The organism is Streptomyces sp. NPDC058576 (assembly GCF_042718715.1).
GTDB lineage: Bacteria > Actinomycetota > Actinomycetes > Streptomycetales > Streptomycetaceae > Streptomyces.
The window spans coordinates 1-20,338 of the sequence record NZ_JBHXPF010000093.1 but is presented as its reverse complement, the minus strand read 5'-3'; the positions used below and the strand labels follow the sequence as shown (position 1 = coordinate 20,338).

Annotated in this window: 14 protein-coding genes and 1 pseudogene; 1 reads left to right on the top strand and 14 read right to left on the bottom strand. The window is 71.2% G+C overall.

From position 1 onward, the window contains the following. The 14 genes and pseudogenes from ACFWRV_RS34655 to ACFWRV_RS34590 all read right to left on the bottom strand — a co-directional run. Window positions 1-1,248, bottom strand: a pseudogene (locus ACFWRV_RS34655) (ribonuclease E/G); the annotation flags it as partial. 228 nt (window positions 1,249-1,476) lie between these two features. Beyond that, window positions 1,477-2,259 (bottom strand): TIGR03936 family radical SAM-associated protein, encoded by a 783-nt coding sequence (locus tag ACFWRV_RS34650; protein ID WP_384339922.1) that lies wholly within the window; start codon window positions 2,257-2,259, stop codon window positions 1,477-1,479. A 123-nt stretch (window positions 2,260-2,382) separates the two neighbouring features. Then, window positions 2,383-3,585, bottom strand: a complete 1,203-nt coding sequence (locus ACFWRV_RS34645; RefSeq protein WP_384339921.1) for a hypothetical protein — start codon at window positions 3,583-3,585, stop codon at window positions 2,383-2,385. Window positions 3,586-3,652: 67 nt separating this feature from the next. Continuing rightward, the gene (locus tag ACFWRV_RS34640) at window positions 3,653-5,581 is read right to left on the bottom strand and encodes a TIGR03960 family B12-binding radical SAM protein (RefSeq protein ID WP_384339919.1); all 1,929 of its coding nucleotides are present in this window, start codon (window positions 5,579-5,581) and stop codon (window positions 3,653-3,655) included. 52 nt (window positions 5,582-5,633) lie between these two features. Continuing rightward, a complete protein-coding gene (locus ACFWRV_RS34635) occupies window positions 5,634-7,157 on the bottom strand; it encodes a CHAD domain-containing protein (protein WP_384339917.1) in 1,524 nt (507 codons plus the stop codon). A 30-nt stretch (window positions 7,158-7,187) separates the two neighbouring features. After that, window positions 7,188-8,381 (bottom strand): rod shape-determining protein RodA, encoded by a 1,194-nt coding sequence (gene rodA, locus ACFWRV_RS34630; RefSeq protein WP_384339915.1) that lies wholly within the window; start codon window positions 8,379-8,381, stop codon window positions 7,188-7,190. Next, complete coding sequence (mrdA, locus tag ACFWRV_RS34625) at window positions 8,381-10,603, bottom strand: penicillin-binding protein 2 (RefSeq protein ID WP_384339913.1); 2,223 nt, start codon at window positions 10,601-10,603, stop codon at window positions 8,381-8,383. The genes rodA and mrdA overlap by 1 nt, the downstream gene beginning before the upstream one ends. 99 nt (window positions 10,604-10,702) lie before the next feature. Further along, window positions 10,703-11,368, bottom strand: a complete 666-nt coding sequence (gene mreD, locus ACFWRV_RS34620; protein WP_384339911.1) for a rod shape-determining protein MreD — start codon at window positions 11,366-11,368, stop codon at window positions 10,703-10,705. Window positions 11,369-11,379: 11 nt separating this feature from the next. Then, complete coding sequence (gene mreC, locus ACFWRV_RS34615) at window positions 11,380-12,429, bottom strand: rod shape-determining protein MreC (RefSeq protein ID WP_384339909.1); 1,050 nt, start codon at window positions 12,427-12,429, stop codon at window positions 11,380-11,382. A gap of 172 nt (window positions 12,430-12,601) precedes the next feature. Continuing rightward, window positions 12,602-13,621, bottom strand: a complete 1,020-nt coding sequence (locus ACFWRV_RS34610) for a rod shape-determining protein (protein WP_007448937.1) — start codon at window positions 13,619-13,621, stop codon at window positions 12,602-12,604. 288 nt (window positions 13,622-13,909) lie between these two features. Next, on the bottom strand, window positions 13,910-14,323 hold the full coding sequence (gene ndk, locus ACFWRV_RS34605; RefSeq protein WP_383262579.1) for a nucleoside-diphosphate kinase: 414 nt from the start codon (window positions 14,321-14,323) through the stop codon (window positions 13,910-13,912). A 189-nt stretch (window positions 14,324-14,512) separates the two neighbouring features. Beyond that, window positions 14,513-14,866, bottom strand: a complete 354-nt coding sequence (locus ACFWRV_RS34600) for a DUF4233 domain-containing protein (protein ID WP_006124410.1) — start codon at window positions 14,864-14,866, stop codon at window positions 14,513-14,515. 7 nt (window positions 14,867-14,873) lie between these two features. Next, window positions 14,874-16,394, bottom strand: coding sequence for a bifunctional folylpolyglutamate synthase/dihydrofolate synthase (locus ACFWRV_RS34595; protein WP_384339907.1), 1,521 nt, complete (start codon window positions 16,392-16,394; stop codon window positions 14,874-14,876). A 142-nt stretch (window positions 16,395-16,536) separates the two neighbouring features. Continuing rightward, window positions 16,537-19,158 (bottom strand): valine--tRNA ligase, encoded by a 2,622-nt coding sequence (locus ACFWRV_RS34590; RefSeq protein ID WP_384339906.1) that lies wholly within the window; start codon window positions 19,156-19,158, stop codon window positions 16,537-16,539. Window positions 19,159-19,296: 138 nt separating this feature from the next. Here ACFWRV_RS34590 and ACFWRV_RS34585 point away from each other — a divergent pair, with 138 nt between their 5' ends. Next, window positions 19,297-20,292 (top strand): hypothetical protein, encoded by a 996-nt coding sequence (locus tag ACFWRV_RS34585; RefSeq protein WP_384339904.1) that lies wholly within the window; start codon window positions 19,297-19,299, stop codon window positions 20,290-20,292. Window positions 20,293-20,338 lie beyond the last annotated feature (46 nt).

Sequence of the window (20,338 nt, the reverse complement as noted above, 5' to 3'; positions counted from 1 at the left end):
GTCCTCCTCGACCCCGGGGCCCGGTGAGGAGAAGTAGCCCGAGCCGGCCGCTGCCGCGGCGGCCGCCGCGGACGCGGGGGTCGGGACGGGCTCGGCGAAGACCGGGGCCTGGAAGACGGCGACGGCGGGGCGTGTCGCGCGCCGGCCCTTGCGGCTCGGCTCCTCGGTCTTCGCGGTGAACTCGGGGCGTCCGGCGGCCGCGGTGGCCCGGCGGCGCTGGCGTCCGCGCGGGGCGGCCTCCTCGACCTCCTCCACCTCGGCGGCGAGCTCCTCGGCGACGGCGGCGGGCAGGCTTTCGCCGGCCTCGGCGGGCTCCTCGGCCGCGACGGCGGTCTCGGTCGCCTGCGGCGCACCGGCGGGCGCGGACGCCTTGCGGGAGGCGCGGCGGCGGGTGCGGGGGGCGGGAGCCTCCTCGGTGGCCTCCGCCTCGGCGGCGGGAGCTTCGGCGACCGGCGCCTGCTCGGTCACCGGCTCGCTCACCGTCCCGGCGACGGGCGCGGCGGTCTGCGGCGTGCCGGCCGGGGCCGAGGCACGGCGGCGGGCACGGCCGCGCGGGGCCTCCACGGGCTCCGGCTCGACGGCGGCGGACTCCGCGGCCTGGGCGGGCTCGGCCGCGACAGCCGGCTCGACGACCACGGCGGCCTCGGCGGACTGCGGGGCGCCGGCGGGCGAGGTGGCCTTGCGGGAGGCGCGACGACGGCGGGGCGCCGGGGCCTCTTCGGGGATCTCCACGGCGACCACGGTCTCTTCCTCGGAGTCCTCGGGGTCGGCCTCCGGAGCGGGCTCGGCCGGGGTCTCGACGACCGGGGCGGGGGTGTCGGCACCCTGCGGCGCACCGGCGGGGGCCGTCGCCTTGCGGACCGCGCGGCGGCGGGTGCGCGGCGCGGGTGCGGCGGACTCCTCCTCGGCGGCGGGTTCCGCGGGGGCCTCGGCGGCCTCGGCGGGCTCGGTGTTCTCCACCGGCTCGGGGGCGCCTGCGGGTGCGGTGGCCTTACGCACGGCGCGACGGCGCGTACGGGCGGGCGGGGCGGTCTCGGTGACTGCTTCCCCGGGCGTGTCGTCCGCGGCCGGGGCGGCGGTCTCGGCGACCGGTATGGCCGGCGTGACGTCCTCGGCGGGCGCCGCGGTCGCACCCGGCGGGCCCGCCGGGCGGGAAGCGGCGCGGCGCCTGCGGCGCGGCGGCAGCTTGTCGCCGGGGGTGTTCTCTTCGTTGTTCCCGGTCGTGCCGGGTTCGTTCGGCTGAGGCATGCGGGCGGTTCTCCCGTCGTGCTCCCGGGCGCCGCGTCTGATTCCGGTCCGGCTCGGTCCGCAGTGGTGCGATACCGCCGTCCGGGGCGCGGGCGCCGCACGGGAACTGATGTCTGGCTCGCCGGTTCCGTATGCGGTGTGCGTACGGCCTGGCGAAAGTCTTGTGGGTCAGTGCGCGGCCCGACCCAGGTGGCTCCCGAGTCGGAGGGCTGCGCTACAACGACCGCCTTACGCGGAACCTGCACCTTCCGGCGCCGTCGCGACGGCTGCCCCGGCGACCGCGGGATGTGCGGTCGGGGCGGCCTCGCGGTCGGGCGCGAGCGGGTCGGTCACCGTGCCGGACTCCTCGTCGAAGAGCCCCTGCGCCAGCCTCGTCACCGATGCGGGAACGGGCGGCGCCAGGTCGGCCACAGCTCGGAGACCGGACAGGACGTCGTCGGGTCGCACGGCAGGTGTCACGTGCCGAACAACCAGGCGCAGTATCGCACAGGGCCGCTCACCCGGCCTATCGGCCGGAGCGTCGACGACCCGCAGGTCGGCGACGGCGGCGCGGGCGTCGAACGTCCGGATGCCGTTCTTCGCCTTGCGCTGGACCTCCACGGTCTCCGCGTCGTTGAACGCGGCCACGGCGGTGCGGACGTCCTCGGGGTCGACGCCGTCCAGGCGCATCTCCCAGACGGAGGCGGTGAGCCGCTCGGCCAGGCCCGAGGTGCGGGCCTCCACCGCGTCGATGATGTCGAGGCCGTCCGGCATCGACGCGTCGAGCAGTCCGCGCAGGACCTCGGGGTCCCGCGCCTCGGCGAGGGCGATCTCCAGGAACTCCGCCTCGCTGCCCGTGCCGGTGGGTGCGGCATTGGCGTAGGAGACCTTGGGGTGGGGCGTGAAGCCCGCCGAATACGCCATCGGCACCTCGGAGCGGCGCAGTGCCCGCTCGAAGGCCCGCTGGAAGTCGCGGTGGCTGGTGAACCGGAGGCGGCCGCGCTTGGTGTAGCGCAAACGGATGCGCTGCACTGCCGGTGCGGGCGGCGGGCCTTCGGGCTGTCGCTTGCCCAGTGGTTCTTCTCCTCGGTGCGGGGCGGGCGCGGTGGCGCGCCGCCCACGAAATACGGGTGGCCCCCGGGGTGCCGCTCCGGCTCACCCCTGCTTGGCGAAGGGATCGCCGACCAGAGGGGTCTCGGACGCCTGCGCCGCGCTGGGGACAGTCGTTGTACTACCCAGAGTACGCGCAGGGATCCCTCCCGGTTCCCCAGGCCGTTCGCCGCCCGGGGAGCCGACCAGCGCCCGCCAGGCGTCGCGGCGGGCCTGGCGCACCGTTTCCCGGGCGGTGCTGAGGGCCGCGCGGGCGGCCCGGCCCGCTTCGGCGGCGGCGCGCCGGGCCGGGGCCCAGACCGCGTCGCGCAGGAAGTGGCCGACGGGGGTGCACACGGTGCGGTACGCCCAGGAGACCGGTGCGCCGATCAGATACCAGGCGATCGTGGCGAGGGCCCGGCCGACGGCCCGGGAGACGTACCCGGCGACCCGCCAGGCGACCTCGAACGCGGCGGCGATCTCCCGGCCGGCCGGGGCCAGGATCCGGCGGTACGTCCAGGAGAGGGGCGCGACGAGCACCGTCATGACCAGCCAGAGCACCGCGAGGCCGAGACCGCGTCCGGTGGCCGCGATCCCCCGCCAGAGCTGTCCCAGTACCCAGGCGGCGCCCTGCCACAGCGTGCTCAGGACCCACGCCGTGCCGCGGCCGACCGGGGTGAGGACGTGGGCGTAGAGCCACACCACCGGGACGACCAGTCCGTACCGGACCACCGGGACGATCACGTACCGCCACAGGCTCTCCAGCGGCACGATGAACAGGACGGTGAAGAGCCAGGCGAAGCCCGCCCCGACCCCGCGTGCGGCCGGGGCCAGCAGGGCGGTGCCGATCCAGCGCAGGCCGTGGCCCAGCGGGGTGAGGACGGCTGTGTACAGCCACACCGCCGGCGCGGCGATCCCGTAACGGGCGACGGGCACGATCACGTACCGCCACAGGCCGATCCAGGGCCAGATCAGCAAGGCGACGGCCAGCCAGGAGGCGGCCTTGCCGAGGGGTGCGAGGACCCAGGTGTACAGCCAGGTCAGCGGGGTCAGGACGAGCGTGTCGAGGAGCCACAGGAGGGCCCGGCCCAGCGGACGCAGCAGGACGCGGTCGGCCCCGTGCCAGAGCGCGGTGAGCGCGTCCCAGACCATACGGACGGGCAGGACGAGCACCAGGACCACGATCCGTACCGGGATCCTGATCAGCGCGGTCAGAATGCCCTCGCCGGGTTCGTATCCCTGAGGCGCCTGGTGCTTGCCGTAATCCATGTCGTCTAGGACGCGTCAGGCCCGGTCCGGGGTTGCCGGGCCGGGCCTGCGGTGTGTCACGGATCTGCTACTTGTTGACCACGCTGAGCGGCAGGAGCTTCTTGCCGGTCGGGCCGATCTGGATGTCCAGGTCGAGCTGCGGGCAGACGCCGCAGTCGAAGCAGGGGGTCCAGCGGCAGTCCTCGACCTCGGTCTCGTCGAGCGCGTCCTGCCAGTCCTCCCAGAGCCAGTCCTTGTCCAGGCCGGAGTCGAGGTGGTCCCAGGGCAGGACCTCCTCGTAGGTGCGCTCGCGGGTGGTGTACCAGGCGACGTCGACGCCGAACGCGGGCAGCGTCTTCTCGGCGCTGTTCATCCAGAGGTCGTAGCTGAAGTGCTCGCGCCAGCCGTCGAAGCGGCCGCCGGACTCGTAGACCGCGCGGATGACCGAGCCGACGCGGCGGTCGCCGCGCGAGAGCAGGCCCTCGACGATGCCGGGCTTGCCGTCGTGGTAGCGGAAGCCGATGGAGCGGCCGTACTTCTTGTCGCCGCGGATCTTGTCCCGGAGCTTCTTCAGCCGGGCGTCGGTGTCCTCGGCGCTCAGCTGCGGGGCCCACTGGAAGGGGGTGTGCGGCTTGGGCACGAAGCCGCCGATGGAGACGGTGCAGCGGATGTCGTTCTGGCCGGAGACCTCGCGGCCCTTGGCGATGACATTGACCGCCATGTCGCCGATCTGGAGGACGTCCTCGTCGGTCTCGGTGGGCAGGCCGCACATGAAGTACAGCTTCACCTGACGCCAGCCGTTGCCGTACGCGGTGGCGACCGTGCGGATCAGGTCCTCCTCCGAGACCATCTTGTTGATGACCTTGCGCATGCGCTCGGAGCCGCCCTCGGGGGCGAAGGTGAGACCGGAGCGACGGCCGTTGCGGGTCAGCTCGTTGGCCAGGTCGACGTTGAACGCGTCGACGCGGGTGGAGGGCAGCGAGAGGCCGATCTTGTCCTCGGTGTAGCGGTCGGCGAGACCCTTGGCGATGTCGCCGATCTCGCTGTGGTCCGCCGAGGAGAGGGAGAGCAGGCCGACCTCTTCGAAGCCGGTCGCCTTGAGGCCCTTCTCGACCATCTCGCCGATGCCGGTGATGCTTCGCTCCCGCACGGGGCGCGTGATCATGCCGGCCTGGCAGAAACGGCAGCCGCGGGTGCAGCCGCGGAAGATCTCCACGGACATCCGCTCGTGCACGGTCTCCGCGAGCGGGACGAGGGGCTGCTTGGGGTAAGGCCACTCGTCGAGGTCCATCACCGTGTGCTTGGAGACGCGCCACGGCACGCCGGACCGGTTGGGCACGACGCGGCCGATGCGGCCGTCGGGGAGGTACTCGACGTCGTAGAAGCGCGGGACGTAGACGCCGCCGGTCTTCGAGAGCCGGAAGAGCACCTCGTCGCGGCCGCCGGGACGGCCCTCGGCCTTCCAGGCGCGGATGATCTCGGTGATCTCCAGAACGGCCTGCTCGCCGTCGCCGACGACCGCGCAGTCGATGAAGTCCGCGATCGGCTCGGGGTTGAACGCGGCATGGCCGCCCGCGAGGACGATCGGGTGGTCCACCGTGCGGTCCTTGGACTCCAGCGGGATGCCCGCCAGGTCCAGGGCGGTGAGCATGTTGGTGTAGCCGAGCTCGGTGGAGAAGCTCAGCCCGAAGACGTCGAACGCGCCGACGGGGCGGTGGCTGTCCACGGTGAACTGCGGCACGTGGTGCTCGCGCATCAGCTCTTCGAGGTCCGGCCAGACGCTGTACGTGCGCTCGGCGAGGACGCCCTCGCGCTCGTTCAGTACCTCGTAGAGGATCATGACGCCCTGGTTGGGGAGCCCGACCTCGTAGGCGTCGGGGTACATCAGGGTCCAGCGGACGTCACAGCTGTCCCAGTCCTTGACGGTGGAGTTCAGCTCACCGCCGACGTACTGGATGGGCTTCTGCACATGCGGGAGCAGAGCTTCGAGCTGTGGGAAGACCGATGCGGCAGACATCTCGCGAACCTTCGTGAGCCGGCAGGGGTGACCATCCAGCGTACCCCGCGTCTCAGTGCTTCAGATCCGCCCGCAGTCCGGGGGCCGACGCACGGGCCCAGACCTCGGGCAGCTCGCGCTCCCGGGCCTCCGCGGCGGCCTCCTCCTGCCCGTACAGGAGTCCCCAGGTGAACGCGGTCTCCCCCGCCGCGTGCGACTGGATCGCGAGGGTGCGCAGGGCCTCGCGGGCGACGACGCTGTCCTGGTGGTCGCCGAGGACGGTCTGGACGGCTTTCACGCGTTGGGCGAAGCGCTTGGCAGGCTTCCCGAGCGCGGGCCGGGCCGACTCGCCCGCGTACCGGGCGCGCTTGGCGGCCTTGCGGGCCTCGTGCATCGCGGTGTCCCGCTCGGGACCCGGCGGGTGCTCCAGGGCGTGGTCCATGCGGCGCGCGAGCTTCTCGTAGTCCCCCAGCACCGCCCGGGGCAGGGCCTTCTCCGGTGCGCGGCGGGCGGCGGGGCGCAGGGGCGGGTCGGCGCTCAGGGCGTCGAGTGCCTCCAGGAGGTCCAGATACCGCTGCCCGTCGAGTACGTCGATGATCCTGCGGCGCGATCCGGTGCGGCGGGCGGCCGACCAGGCGCGGAGCCGGCCGCGCACCGGGCCGAGGGTCAGGGCGGCGGGCACGGCTTCGACGCGGGAGCCGATGCGCTCGACCAGGACCTCCTGGTCACGGTCGAGGCCGAGTTCGGCGGCGAGCCACTTCAGCTCCGCGCCGAGGGGGTCGGTGGCCTCGCGGTCGAGGATCTTGCGGTGGGTCTTGAAGGCGCTGCGCAGCCGGCGGGTGGCGACGCGCATCTTGTGCACGGAGTCGGGGAGGTCGCGGCGGACGGCGGGGTCGAGGTGGACGATCGTGTCGATCTGCTTCCGTACATAGGCGAGGACGTGGTCGCCCGCGGTGGAGTCAGCCGTACGGGGTCCGCCCTCATCCCGCTTCGGTGTCGTCTCCGCCAGCGCCCGGGCGAGCTTCGACGAGGACCCCGCGGGGCGCACCCCGGCCTTGCGGAGCCGCTTCTCGACGGCGTCCAGGACGGCCGGGTCGCCGTCGTCGGCCAGCTCGACCTCGATCTCGGTCCAGGCGGCGGTGGTGCCGCTCCCCTCCCCCGCCAGGCGTTCCGCGAGCACCGTGTCGACGCTGACCTCGGCGAGCAGCGTGCCGTCGTCGGCCAGCAGGTGGTGCACGTCCCGGGAGGAGAGCAGCCGGACGACGGGGGCGATCTCCGCGTTCCGCACCCGGGAGCGGAGGAGGGCGGCCAGCGAGGGCGGCAGGGTGTCGGTGAGCGGTTCGTGGATCTCGTCCCGGACGCCGACCGCGACGGGGAACTTCAGGTGCCACCCCTCGTCGGCCCCGCCGGTCCTGCGGCGCAGCGTGAGGGAGTCGGCGGCGAGGCGGAGGCCGGCGGTGTCCCAGTAGACGGCGTCGAGATCGGTCCGGCCGCGCGGGGCGACCCGGTCGACCCCGGCCGCCCGGGTCAGGTCGGGCAGCCGGGTGTCCTGGGTGGCTTCGTACTTCCGCTCGATCTCGCGCTTGGTGTCCGCCATGTACGGACACCTACCCGCGACGGACCGGGTTCAGGCGGACATCGGCCGTTGCACCCTGATGGACTGCAGCAGGCCGATCGCCACCCAGACGGCGAACATCGAGGATCCTCCGTAGGAGACGAAGGGCAGCGGCAGTCCGGCGACCGGCATGATGCCGAGCGTCATGCCGATGTTCTCGAAGGACTGGAAGGCGAACCAGGCGATGATCCCGGCGGCGACGACCGTGCCGTACAGCTCGGTGGTCTCGCGGGCGATGCGGCAGGCGCGCCACAGGACGACGCCCAGCAGCACGATGATCAGTCCCGCGCCGAGGAAGCCCAGCTCCTCGCCGGCGACGGTGAAGACGAAGTCGGTCTGCTGCTCGGGCACGAACTGGCCGGTGGTCTGGGTGCCCTCGAAGAGTCCGGTGCCGGTGAGCCCGCCGGAGCCGATCGCGATGCGGGCCTGGTTGGTGTTGTAGCCGACGCCCGCCGGGTCGAGCGCGGGGTTGGCGAAGGCGGCGAACCGGGCGATCTGGTAGTCGTCGAGCAGACCGAGCTGCCAGATGGCGACGGCCCCGCCCGCGCCCGCGCCGATGAGGCCGAAGACCCAGCGGTTGGAGGCGCCGGAGGCCAGCAGGACGCCGAGGACGATGACGGCCATGACCATCACCGAGCCGAGGTCCGGCATCAGCATGACGATGGCCATCGGGATCGCCGCGAGGCCCAGCGCCTTGGCGACGGTGCGGTGGTCGGGGTGGGCCTGGTCGCCCGCGTCGACGCGGGCGGCCAGCAGCATCGCCATCACGAGAATGATGGTGATCTTGGTGAACTCGGAGGGCTGGATCGAGAAGCCGGCCGGCAGCTTGATCCACGCGTGGGCGCCGTTGACCGTGGTGCCGAGCGGGGTGAGGACCGCGAGGACCAGCAGCACCGAGATGCCGTAGAGGACCGGGACGGCCCCGCGCAGCGTGCGGTGGCCGAGCCAGATCGTGCCGATCATCAGGGCGAGCCCGATGCCGGTGTTGAGGGCGTGCCGGACGAGGAAGAAGTACGGGTCGCCCTGGGTGAGGTGGTCGCGGTTGCGGGTCGCGGACCACACGAGCAGCCCGCCCACGAACGAGAGCGCGAGCGCGGCCCCGAGCAGCGGCCAGTCCAGCCGCCGTACGAGGGAGTCGCGGGCGGTCAGCTTGGCCCAGGAGCCCTGGTCGGGGGCGTACCGGGAGACGGAGAATCCACCTGCCATTACGGCTGCCTCCCCGTGGACGCGGGTGATCCGGTGAGACCGGGCTGGCCTCCGGGCGGCAGGGGCAGCTGGGGTTCCTGTCCCCCCGGCTGCTCCTCGGGCGTGACCGGGGTGGGGTCGTAGGGCTTCACCTTCGGCGCGAAGATCGAGCCGTCGGGCTGGATCTTCGGCAGCGCCTTCTGGGGCTCGGGCAGCAGGGCCCGCTTCAGGTCCTGGTTGCCCTCGCCGTCGAGGCCGTAGAGCGCGTCGTAGATCTTGCGGACGGCGGGCCCGGCGGAGCCGGAGCCGGTGCCGCCCTGGGAGATCGTCATGACGATGGTGTAGTCGTCGGTGTAGGTCGCGAACCAGCCGGTGGTCTGCTTGCCGTACACCTGGGCGGTGCCGGTCTTGGCGCGCATCGGGATCTTGTCCTGCGGCCAGCCGCCGAACCGCCAGGCGGCGGTGCCGCCGGGCTCGACCACCGAGCGCAGCCCCTTGTCGAGGTCCTTGACGGTCTGGGCGTCGACCGGGAGCTTCCCGCTGGCCTTGGGCTTGATCTCCTGGACGGTCTTGCCGTCCGGGCTGATCACGGCCTTGCCGACGGTGGGCTCGTGGAGGGTGCCGCCGTTGCTGATGGCGGCGTAGGCGGTGGCCATCTGGATGGGCGTGACGAGCACGTCACCCTGGCCGATCGAGTAGTTGATGCTGTCGTAGGCCTTGAGCTGGTTGCCTTCGAGGCAGCTCTCGTACGCGATCTGCTGGACGTAGGTGCCGCCCTTCTTGCCCTCCTTGCACCACGCGTCCTTGTTGGCCTTCCAGAAGTCCTGCTTCCACTGGCGGTCCGGGATGCGGCCCTTGACCTCGTTGGGGAGGTCGATGCCGGTCTCGGCGCCGAGACCGAAGTCACGGGCGGTGCGGTAGAACCAGTTCTTGGCGTCCTTCTTCGGCTTTATGCCGCCGTCCTTCACCCACTCGTCGTGGCCGAGGCGGTAGAAGACCGTGTTGCAGGAGTACTTGAGCGCGTCGCCGAGGGTGATGGGGCCGTGCCCCTGGGACTCGAAGTTCGCGAAGGTCTGGTTGCCCAGACTGTAGGAGCTGCTGCACTCGTAGAGGTCGTCGAAGGCGTGGCCGCCGCGCACGGCGGCGCTGGCCGAGACGACCTTGAAGATCGAGCCGGCCGGGGCCTGGCCCTGGATGCCCCGGTTGAGCAGCGGGTAGTTGGACTTCTTGCTGGTGAGCTTGGCGTACTGCTTGCCGGAAATGCCGCCGACCCAGTCGTTCGGGTCGTAGTCGGGCTGGGAGGCCATCGACACGATGCGGCCGGTCTTCGACTCCATGACGACGACGGCGCCGGAGTCGGCCTCGTACTTCCGGCCGGTGATCTTGTCGGTCTCCCCGCGGACGGTCTTCATCGCCTGGGCGAGTTCGTACTCGGCGACCGCCTGGACGCGGGCGTCGAGACTGGTGACGAGGGTGGAGCCGGCCACCGCCGGGTCGTTCTCCGCCTCGCCCATGACGCGGCCGAGGTTGTCGACCTCGTAGCGGGTGACGCCCGCCTTGCCGCGCAGCTCCTTGTCGTACGTGCGCTCGATCCCCGATCGGCCGACCTGGTCGGAGCGCAGGTAGGGCGACGGGCCGTCGACCGCCTTCTGGATCTCGTCGTCGGTGACGGGCGAGAGATAGCCGAGGACCTGCGCGGTCCTCGCCTTCCCGGGTGCGGCGTAGCGGCGTACGGCGGTGGGTTCGGCGGTGATGCCGGGGAAGTCCTCGGCGCGCTCGCGGATCTGGAGAGCCTGCTGGGTGGTGGCCTCGTCGGTGACCGGGATCGGCTGGTAGGGCGAGCCGTTCCAGCAGGGCTGGGGGGTCTTGGAGTCGCAGAGGCGGACCTTGTCCCGGACGTCTTCGGCCTTCATGTCCAGGACGTCGGCGAGCCGGGTGAGGACGCCGACGCCGTCGTCCTTCATCTTCAGCAGATCGGTGCGGCTGGCGGAGACGACGAGGCGGGTCTCGTTGTCGGCGAGCGGTACGCCCCGGGCGTCGAGGATCGAGCCGCGCACGGCGGGCTGGACGACCTGCTGCACCCCGTTGCCCGCGGCTTCGGCGGTGTACTCGTCGCCGTTCCTGATCTGGAGGTACCAGAGGCGTCCGCCGAGGGTGAGCAGCAGCGAGAAGACGAGGACCTGGATGACGATGAGCCGGATCTGGACCCGCTGGGTCCGCCCGGTCTCGGGAATGTTGCTCACTGGGTGCCCCCGGTGGTGGTCGGGCTGGGGGTACGGGGGTCGCCCCCCGGGAGATGCAGCCTCACGCGGTTCCCCCGGTGCCCTCTGTGGCGTACGGCTTCACAGTCGCTTGACCCCCTTGATCCTGCCCGCGCGGGCGGCGCGGCTGCGGGCGGCCTTGGCGCGCAGGCCGCCGCGCTGGTTGCCGATCCGCAGACCGGTGCCCGAGGCGAGCCAGCCGGCGGCGACGTCGTTGCCGCCGGAGGACGCCTCTGCGAGCGGGTCGTTCTCGGTGCGTCTGGCCAGCGCCATGATGAGCGGCACCGTGAAGGGCGCCAGCAGCAGGTCGTAGATCGCGGCCGTGAACAGCAGGCTGCCGAGGCCGACATGGCGGGCGGCGGTGTCGCCGACGAGCGCGCCGACGCCCGCGTACAGCAGGGTCGAGCCGATCGCCGCGGCGACGACCACGGCCATCGGGGCGAAGGCCGACTTCAGCTGCCCGTTCTCCGGCCGGGCCAGGCCCGCGAGGTAGCCGATGACGCAGAGCACCAGGGCGTAGCGCCCGGCGGCGTGGTCGGCGGGGGGAGCGAGGTCCGCGAGGAGTCCGGCGCCGAAGCCGATGAGCGCGCCACTGACCGGCCCGTAGACGAAGGCGAGTCCGAGGACGGTGAGGAGCAGCAGGTCGGGGACGGCGCCGGGGAGCTGGAGGCGGGCGAGGACGGAGACCTGGATGACCAGGGCGACGACGACCAGCGCGGTGGAGAGCAGAGTCCGGTTGATGCGCATGGGGATCAGCTCTACTCCTGGTCGTTGGCCGCGTTGTCGGGTTGGGCGTTGCCCTGCTGGTTGCCTGCCGCGTCACCGGCGTCGCCGCCGCCCGGCTTCTCGTTGATGTTGCCGACGACCTTGCCGGAGCCGTCCACCAGGTCGCCGTTGGGCTGGACCGTGACGGTGACGGTGGGGGTCGGTTTCGGCTTCGTCTTGACGGGCTGCTTGGGCAGGACCGTGTCGCGCGGGTCCTCACGGGGGGCCTGGACGACGACGCCGACGATGTCGAGCTTGGTGAACCCGACGTACGGCTTCACGTAGACCGTTCGGGTCAGTGCGCCGCCGGAGGGGTCGACGCGGACGACCTCGCCGACCGGGACGCCGGGCACGAAGGGCTTGTCCTTGCTGGAGCCGAAGGTGACCAGCCGGTCGCCGGCCTTCACCTTCGCCTTGCCGTTGAGGAACTGGACCGACAGCGGGCGCGAGCCCTGGCCGGTGGCGAAGCCGAGCTCGTCGGTCTTCTCCATCCGGGTGCCGACGGTGAAGTCGGGGTCGTTGGCGAGCAGGACCGTCGCGGTGCTGGGGCCGACGGTGGTGACCCGGCCGACCAGCCCCTCCCCGTTGAGGACGGTCATGTCGCGGCGGATGCCGTCGTCCGAGCCCGCGTCGATGGTGACCGTCCAGGAGAAGCCCTGGGCCGCTCCTATGGCGATGACCTCGGCGCCCTTGATGCCGTACTGGCCGGCGCCCGCGTTCTTCAGCATGGCGTCGAGCTGACGGACCCGGCTGTTGGTGCGGTCGTCGCTGCCGAGCTTGGCCTTCAGCGCGGCGTTCTCCTGCTCCAGGGTGGAGATCCGGTCGTGCCGGTCGCCGGAGTCCCGTACCGCGCCTATGGCGTTGCCCACCGGGTCGACCGCTGCCGCCACGCCGTTCTCGACCGGACCGAAGACTCTGGCCGCGGCTTGCCGCGCGCCGTCGACCGGTGACTCCTCGCCGCCTCGGATATCCACCGTGATCAGGGCGAATGCGATGGCGATCAAGAGCACCAGGAGCAGCCGGCTCTCTCGTGTGTCCCTCACGTGCGGCGGCCGTGCCTTCCTCGTCGGAATATTCGTGCCTGTGTACGTCTCCGCACGGGTACCGGTTCGGTGTGTCCCCGCGCCGGTACGCGTACAGCAACGATCTATATCAACGATCCGGCGGACGGAGCGTCAGCGTCCGCTCGCCGGATCGGGTGTGTCCCGCAGTCGTCTAGCGGCGGGGCTGGGCGTCCAGCACCTGCTGGAGCGCCTCGAACTCCTCGACGCACTTGCCGGAGCCGAGCGCCACCGAGTCCAGGGGGTCCTCGGCGATGTGGATCGGCATGCCCGTCTCGTGGCGCAGCCGCTCGTCCAGACCGCGCAGCAGCGCGCCGCCGCCGGTGAGGACGATGCCGCGGTCCATGACGTCGCCGGACAGCTCGGGCGGGCACTTGTCGAGCGTCGTCTTCACGGCGTCGACGATCGCGTTGACCGGTTCCTCGATGGCCTTGCGGACCTCGGCGGCCGAGATGACGACCGTCTTGGGCAGCCCGGAGACCAGGTCGCGGCCGCGGATCTCGGTGTGCTCGTCCTTCTCCAGGTCGAACGCCGAACCGATGGTGATCTTGATCTGTTCGGCGGTCCGCTCACCGAGGAGGAGCGAGTACTCCTTCTTGATGTGCTGGATGATCGCGTTGTCCAGTTCGTCACCGGCGGTGCGGATCGACTGGGCCGTGACGATTCCGCCGAGCGAGATCACGGCGACCTCGGTGGTGCCGCCGCCGATGTCGACGACCATGTTCCCGGTCGCCTCGTGGACCGGCAGGCCGGAGCCGATGGCCGCGGCCATGGGCTCCTCGATGATGTGCACCTGGCGCGCGCCGGCCTGCGTGGACGCCTCGATGACGGCGCGGCGCTCGACCCCGGTGATACCGGAGGGCACGCAGACGACGACGCGGGGGCGGGCCAGGTAGCGGCGCTTGTGGATCTTGAGGATGAAGTAGCGGAGCATCCGCTCGGTGATCTCGAAGTCGGCGATCACGCCGTCCTTCAGCGGCCGCACGGCAACGATGTTGCCCGGCGTGCGCCCGATCATCTTCTTGGCCTCGGAGCCGACCGCCAGAATTCCGCCGGTGTTGGTGTTGATGGCCACGACGGACGGCTCGTTCAGGACGATGCCGCGCCCCCTGACGTACACCAGCGTGTTGGCAGTCCCGAGGTCGATAGCCATGTCACGGCCGATGAACGACATTGAGTTCCCCTTGTTCCCCATGAGGATGTGTCGGGCCTTCCCAGGTAGCGAAGATGGCTTGTTCTGGTAGGCGAGGTTGGCGCTGCGGGCGTGGAAGCTTCCATCGTAGTGCCGTATGCACGGACACAGCGCGAGGGTCCTTCGCCATTGTGAGCGGAACGGGTGCCCGTTCTACCCATGGTGACGTTACGTCGGAGGGATGCGTTCCCGCGATCCCAAACCCTATGCCGAGGGGCGACCGAATTACTTCGGTCGCCCCTCGCTTACAGCGCTGTTTGGCCGATCGGGTCAGGAAAGTCCCGGAAAGAAAAGCTTCAGTTCTCGCTCTGCGGACTCCTCCGAGTCCGAGGCGTGGATGAGGTTTTCCCGGGTGATCGTGCCGAAGTCACCACGGATCGACCCGGGCGCGGCGGCGATCGGGTCGGTGGGGCCGGCCAGCGCACGGATGCCCTCGATCACCCGCTCACCTTCGGCCACCAGGGCGACGACGGGGCCGGAGGCCATGAACTCCATGAGCGGCTCGTAGAACGGGCGGCCCTTGTGCTCGCCGTAGTGCTGCTCCAGCGTCTCGTGGTCCAGGGTGCGCAGCTCCAGCGCGGTGATACGCCAGTTGGCCTTGCGCTCGATGCGGCCGACGATCTCGCCGATCAGACCACGGCGGACCGCGTCGGGCTTGAGCAGGACGAGAGTGCGCTGAGTCATGTACGGCTCCTTGCAAGGCCAGGCATACGGGTGCGGTGAGGCGACATTACAGGGGTACGGAGGCGAGTCCGCGCCCGGGTTCACCCTGGGTCACCTTCAGGCCCGGATCCGCCGGGGCCCGGGAACGGAGGCGGGCGTGTCGAGCGGGCCCCGGACGCACGGGGCGAGGAGCGCGATGGGCTCCGCGCCTCAGGCCGTGGCCTCTTCGGCCTCCTGCTGGGCGGCCCAGCGGGCCTTGGCCTCGTCGATCTTGCGACCGTAGTGGATCGAGGCCCACCACAGTCCGCCGAAGGCCAGCCCCAGGATGAACATCATCGGGACCACGAAACCGCTGAGGACCAGCGCGACCTGGAGCGCCCAGCCGAGCTGGATGCCGCCCGGCCGGGTGATCATTCCGCACAGCAGCACGGACAGGGCCATGCCGATGCCGCACACCGTCCAGACCACGGTCATGGAGGCGTCGTCCAGCTTCATCGCGACGAGACCGGCGAAGCCGATCACGAAGAACTCGCCGATCAGCGTCGAGGCGCAGAGCGTCCGCATCTGTGTCTCAGCCCCTTCCCAGCAGCAGCCGGGCTTCGCCGACCGTGATCACGGATCCGGTCACCAGCACCCCGGCGCCCGCGTACTCGTCCTCCTCCTCGGCCAGCGTGATCGCCGCCTCCAGAGCGTCGTCGAGACGCGGCTCGACCTGGACCCGGTCGTCGCCGAAGACCTCGACGGCGATCGCGGCCAGCTCGTCCGCGTCCATCGCCCGGGGGGTGGAGTTCTGCGTGACGACGATCTCGGCGAAGATCGGCTCGAAGGCCTCCAGGAGCCCCCGGACGTCCTTGTCGCCGCTCGTGCCGACCACGCCGATCAGCCGGGAGAAGCTGAACGCCTCGGAGATGCCGTCCGCCGCCGCCTTGGCGCCGGCCGGGTTGTGCGCGGCGTCCAGGACCACGGTCGGGCTGGAGCGCACGACCTCCAGGCGGCCCGGCGAGAGCACCGAGGCGAACGCCTTGCGGATGGCGTCGATGTCGAGGGAGCGGGCCTGCTCGGCGCCGATGCCGAAGAACGCCTCGACGGCGGAGAGCGCCACCGCGGCGTTGTGCGCCTGGTGGGCCCCGTACAGCGGAAGGAAGATATCTGTGTACTCGCCGCCCAGGCCCCGCAGGGTGACGAGCTGGCCGCCGACCGCGACCTCCCGGGAGACGATGCCGAACTCCATGCCCTCGCGGGCCACGGTGGCGTCCACCTCGACGGCCTTCTTCAGCATCACCTGCGCGGCGTCCACCGGCTGCTGGGCCAGGATGACCGTGGCGCCCGGCTTGATGACTCCGGCCTTCTCGCCGGCGATCTCGGCGGGCGTGGTGCCGAGCCGGTCGGTGTGGTCCAGCGAGATCGGGGTGACGACGGCGACCGTGGAGTCGATGACGTTCGTGGCGTCCCAGGTGCCGCCCATGCCGACCTCGACGACCGCCACGTCGACGGGCGCGTCGGCGAAGGCCGCGTACGCCATGCCGGTGAGGACCTCGAAGAAGGACAGCCGGTAGGGCTGCTGGGCGTCGACCATCTCGACGTACGGCTTGATGTCCTCGTACGTCTCGATGAACCGCTCGGCCTCGATCGGGGAGCCGTCCAGGCTGATCCGCTCGGTGATCGACTGGACGTGCGGGGAGGTGTAGCGGCCGGTGCGCAGCTCGAAGGCGTTGAGCAGGGCCTCGATCATGCGGGCCGTGCTGGTCTTGCCGTTGGTGCCGGTGATGTGGATGGAGGGGTAGGCGCGCTGCGGCTCGCCGAGGACGTCCATCAGGGCGGCGATGCGCGTGACGGACGGCTCCAGCTTGGTCTCGCCCCAGCGTCCGGCGAGCTCCTGCTCCACCGCGCGGAGCGCCTTGTCGGTCTCGGGGTCGGCCGGGCGGGCGGGGACCGCTTCGCCCTGCGGCTGGCCCGAATGGGCGCGCAGGGTGCGGCTCCCGGCCTCGATCACCGCCAGGTCGGGGTCGCGCTGGGTCGCCTCGTCGACGATCTCCTCGAAGGTGTCGTCGGGATCGGACGCGTCGTGCCGGTCTGGGCGGGGCTCACTCACGGGGCCAGTCTACGGATGGGCGCCGACAACGCGCGCAGCGCCCGGCAGACGGTCGGCGAGCGGTACGGCGAAGCCCCCGCGTCCCCGGTCGGTCGGGGGCGCGGGGGCTTCGTCCAGGGGGGTCTCGGACACCCCTGGACGATCAGCTCTGCGGGAGGCCCGCCAGCTGGGCGCCGATCCGCTCGATGTCGGCCTCGGCCTTGGCGAGCCGGCCGCGGATCTTGTCGACCACGTTGTCCGGGGCCTTGGCCAGGAAGGCCTCGTTGCCGAGCTTGGCCTCCGCCTGGGCCTTCTCCTTGCGCGCGGCCTCCAGGTCCTTCGTGAGGCGCTTGCGCTCGGCCGCCACGTCGATCGTGCCGGACAGGTCCAGGGCGACGGTGGCTCCGGCGACCGGGAGGGAGGCGGTGGCGTGGAAGCCGTCACCCGCCGCTTCCAGGCGCAGCAGCTGACGGATCGCGGGCTCGTGCGGGGCGAGCGCCGTGCCGGTCAGGGTCAGCTCGGCCGGCACCCGCTGGCCGGGCTTGAGGCCCTGGTCGCCCTTGAACCGGCGGACCTCGGTGACGACCTGCTGGACCAGCTCGATCTCCTTCTCGGCCGCCTCGTCGCGGAAGCCGGAGTCCGCGGGCCAGTCGGCGACGACGACGGACTCGCCGCCGGTCAGCGTGGTCCACAGGGTCTCCGTGACGAACGGGACGATCGGGTGGAGCAGCCGCAGGGTGACGTCGAGGACCTCGCCGAGGACCCGGCCGGAGACCTTGGCCTGCTCGCCGCCCGCGAAGAACGTCGTCTTGGACAGCTCGACGTACCAGTCGAAGACCTCGTCCCACGCGAAGTGGTAGAGCGCGTCGGAGATCTTCGCGAACTGGAAGTCGTCGTAGTAGCGGTCGACGTCGGCGACGGTCTCGTTGAGCCGGGAGAGGATCCAGCGGTCGGTGGCCGTCATCGCCGACGGGTCCGGCAGCGGGCCCTCGATCGTCGCGCCGTTCATCAGGGCGAACCGGGTGGCGTTCCAGATCTTGTTGGCGAAGTTCCGGGAGGCCTTGACCCAGTCCTCACCGATCGGGACGTCGGCGCCCGGGTTGGCGCCGTTGGCCAGGGTGAAGCGGACCGCGTCGGAGCCGTAGGCGTCCATCCAGTCGATCGGGTCGACCGCGTTCGGGTTGGACTTCGACATCTTCTTGCCGAACTCGTCGCGGACCAGGCCGGTGAGGGCGACCGTCTTGAACGGCACCTCGCCGTCCATCGCGTAGAGGCCGAACATCATCATCCGGACGACCCAGAAGAAGATGATGTCGTGGCCGGTGAGCAGGACGTCCGTGGAGTAGAACTTCTCCAGGTCCGGCGTCTGTTCGGGCCAGCCGAGCGTGGAGAACGGCCACAGGCCCGAGGAGAACCAGGTGTCGAGAACGTCCTCGTCCTGGGTCCAGCCATCACCGGTGGGCGCCTCGTCGTCGGGTCCGACGCAGAGCACCTCGCCGTTCGGGCCGTACCAGACGGGGATGCGGTGGCCCCACCAGAGCTGGCGCGAGATGCACCAGTCGTTGAGGTTGTCGACCCAGTCGAAGTACCGCTTCTCCATCTCCTTGGGGTGCAGGTCGACCCGCCCGTCGCGGACCGCGTCACCGGCGGCCCGGGCGAGCGTCTCGACCTTGACCCACCACTGGAGGGAGAGCCGCGGCTCGATGGTCGTCTTGCAGCGGGAGCAGTGCCCCACCGCGTGGACGTACGGACGCTTCTCGGCGACGACGCGGCCCTGCTCGCGCAGCGCGGCGACGATGGCCGAGCGGGCCTCGAAGCGGTCGAGCCCCTGGAACGGGCCGGGCACGGTGATGACACCGCGCTCGTCCATGACCGTGAGCGACTCCAGCTCGTGGCGCTGGCCGATCGCGAAGTCGTTCGGGTCGTGCGCCGGGGTCACCTTGACGGCGCCGGTGCCGAACTCCGGGTCGACGTGGGTGTCGGCGACCACCGGGATGGTGCGGTCGGTGAGCGGCAGCTTGATCCGCTTGCCGATGAGGCGGGCGTAGCGCTCGTCGTCGGGGTGGACGGCGACGGCGGTGTCACCGAGCATCGTCTCGACCCGGGTGGTGGCGACGACGAGGGTGTCGTCCCCCTCGCCGTACTTCAGGGAGACGAGCTCGCCGTCGTCCTCCTGGTAGTCCACCTCGATGTCCGAGATGGCCGTCAGACAGCGCGGGCACCAGTTGATGATGCGCTCGGCGCGGTAGATCAGGCCGTCGTCGTAGAGGTCCTTGAAGATCTTCTGGACGGCGCGGGACAGGCCCTCGTCCATGGTGAACCGCTCGCGCGACCAGTCGAGGCCCGCGCCGAGGCGGCGCAGCTGGCCGAGGATGCGGCCGCCGTACTCGTCCTTCCACTGCCAGACGCGCTCGGTGAAGGCGTCCCGGCCGATGTCCTGGCGGGACTTGCCCTCCTCGCCGAGCTGCTGCTCCACCTTGTTCTGGGTGGCGATGCCCGCGTGGTCCATGCCGGGCAGCCACAGCGTCTCGAAGCCCTGCATCCGCTTGCGGCGGGTGAGGGCGTCCATGAGCGTGACCTGGAAGGCGTGGCCCAGGTGGAGGGCGCCGGTGACGTTGGGCGGCGGGATGACGATGGTGTAGGGAGGCTTCTCGCTCTTGGCGTCGGCTTCGAAGTAACCACGCTCTACCCAGCGCTCGTACAGCTTCCCCTCTACATCGGCCGGCGCGTACTGGGTCGGCAGTTCGGGGTTGCTGTCTGGCTGCTGCGATGAGTTCTCGGTCACGGGAGACAGTTTAGGGCCGTCACAGGTCTGCACTGAAACGGATTGGTTCAGTAACGGTGTCCGGGCCGATCCCCCATGTCAGGACGGCCTGCGCCAGGATGTTCGCAACGCATAAGGAATTCTGGAGGGGACACCGCAATGAGCTACAACCAGCCGGGCCCGTACGGTGGGCAGCCGCCGCAGGGCCAGCCCGGACCGTACGGACAGCAGCCGGGCCCGTACGGCGCCCCGCCGCCCCAGGGCCAGCCTGGCTACGGTTACCCGCAGCAGGCTCCGCAGGGCGTCCCCCCGCAGCAGCCGAACCCGTACGCGCAGCAGCCCTCGGGTCCCCAGCAGGGCTACGGCTACCCCCAGGGCCAGCAGCCCGGTCCGTACGGCCAGCAGCCGCCCGCCGCGCCGTACGGCGGGCAGCCCCCGTACGGCGCGCAGCCGCCGCAGCCGAAGAAGAAGACCGGGCTGATCATCGGTGTCGCCGTGGTGGCGCTGGCGGTCATCGCGGGCGGGGTGTACTTCCTCACCTCGGGTGACAAGGTCAGCAACTCGGACGTCTCCGAGGCGACCAAGGGCCACAAGATCACGCCCCCGGACGCCGTCGACGCCTACAAGCGGGACACCTCGAAGCCCGTCCTCAGCGCCCCCCTGACCGGGAGCCAGAAGACGGACGTCGAGGCGCTGGGCATCAAGAACCCCAGCGCGGCCAAGGCCGACTACACGGTGGGCAGCCAGAGCGCGGCCACCAAGGTGCTCAACTTCGAGGGGTTCTGGGGCGAGATCGCCGACCCTGCCGAGGTGGTCAACAACGCCTTCGTGGACGTCGAGCAGGACGCGAAGTCGGGCGGCGACGAGGTGTCGATCGAACTCGTCGGTTCGGCCGAGATCGTCAAGCCTGACGGGTTCGAGGGGGCGGTGATGAAGTGCCAGGACCTCAAGGTGACCAACAAGAGCGGCGACGGCTCGGTCGCGGAGGGGCCCCAGCACTTCGTGCTCGCGGTCTGCGTCTGGGCCGACTACAGCACGGCCGGCATCGCGACGGCCGCGGACAAGGTCCTGGCGCTGGCCGGGAAGGGTGTGCCCAAGGACGAGGCCGCAGCCCTCACCGCCAAGCTCTACAACACCTCCCGCACCAAGGTCTGACCGCTCAACGCCGAAGGGGCGCCCACCGGTTCATCCGGTGGGCGCC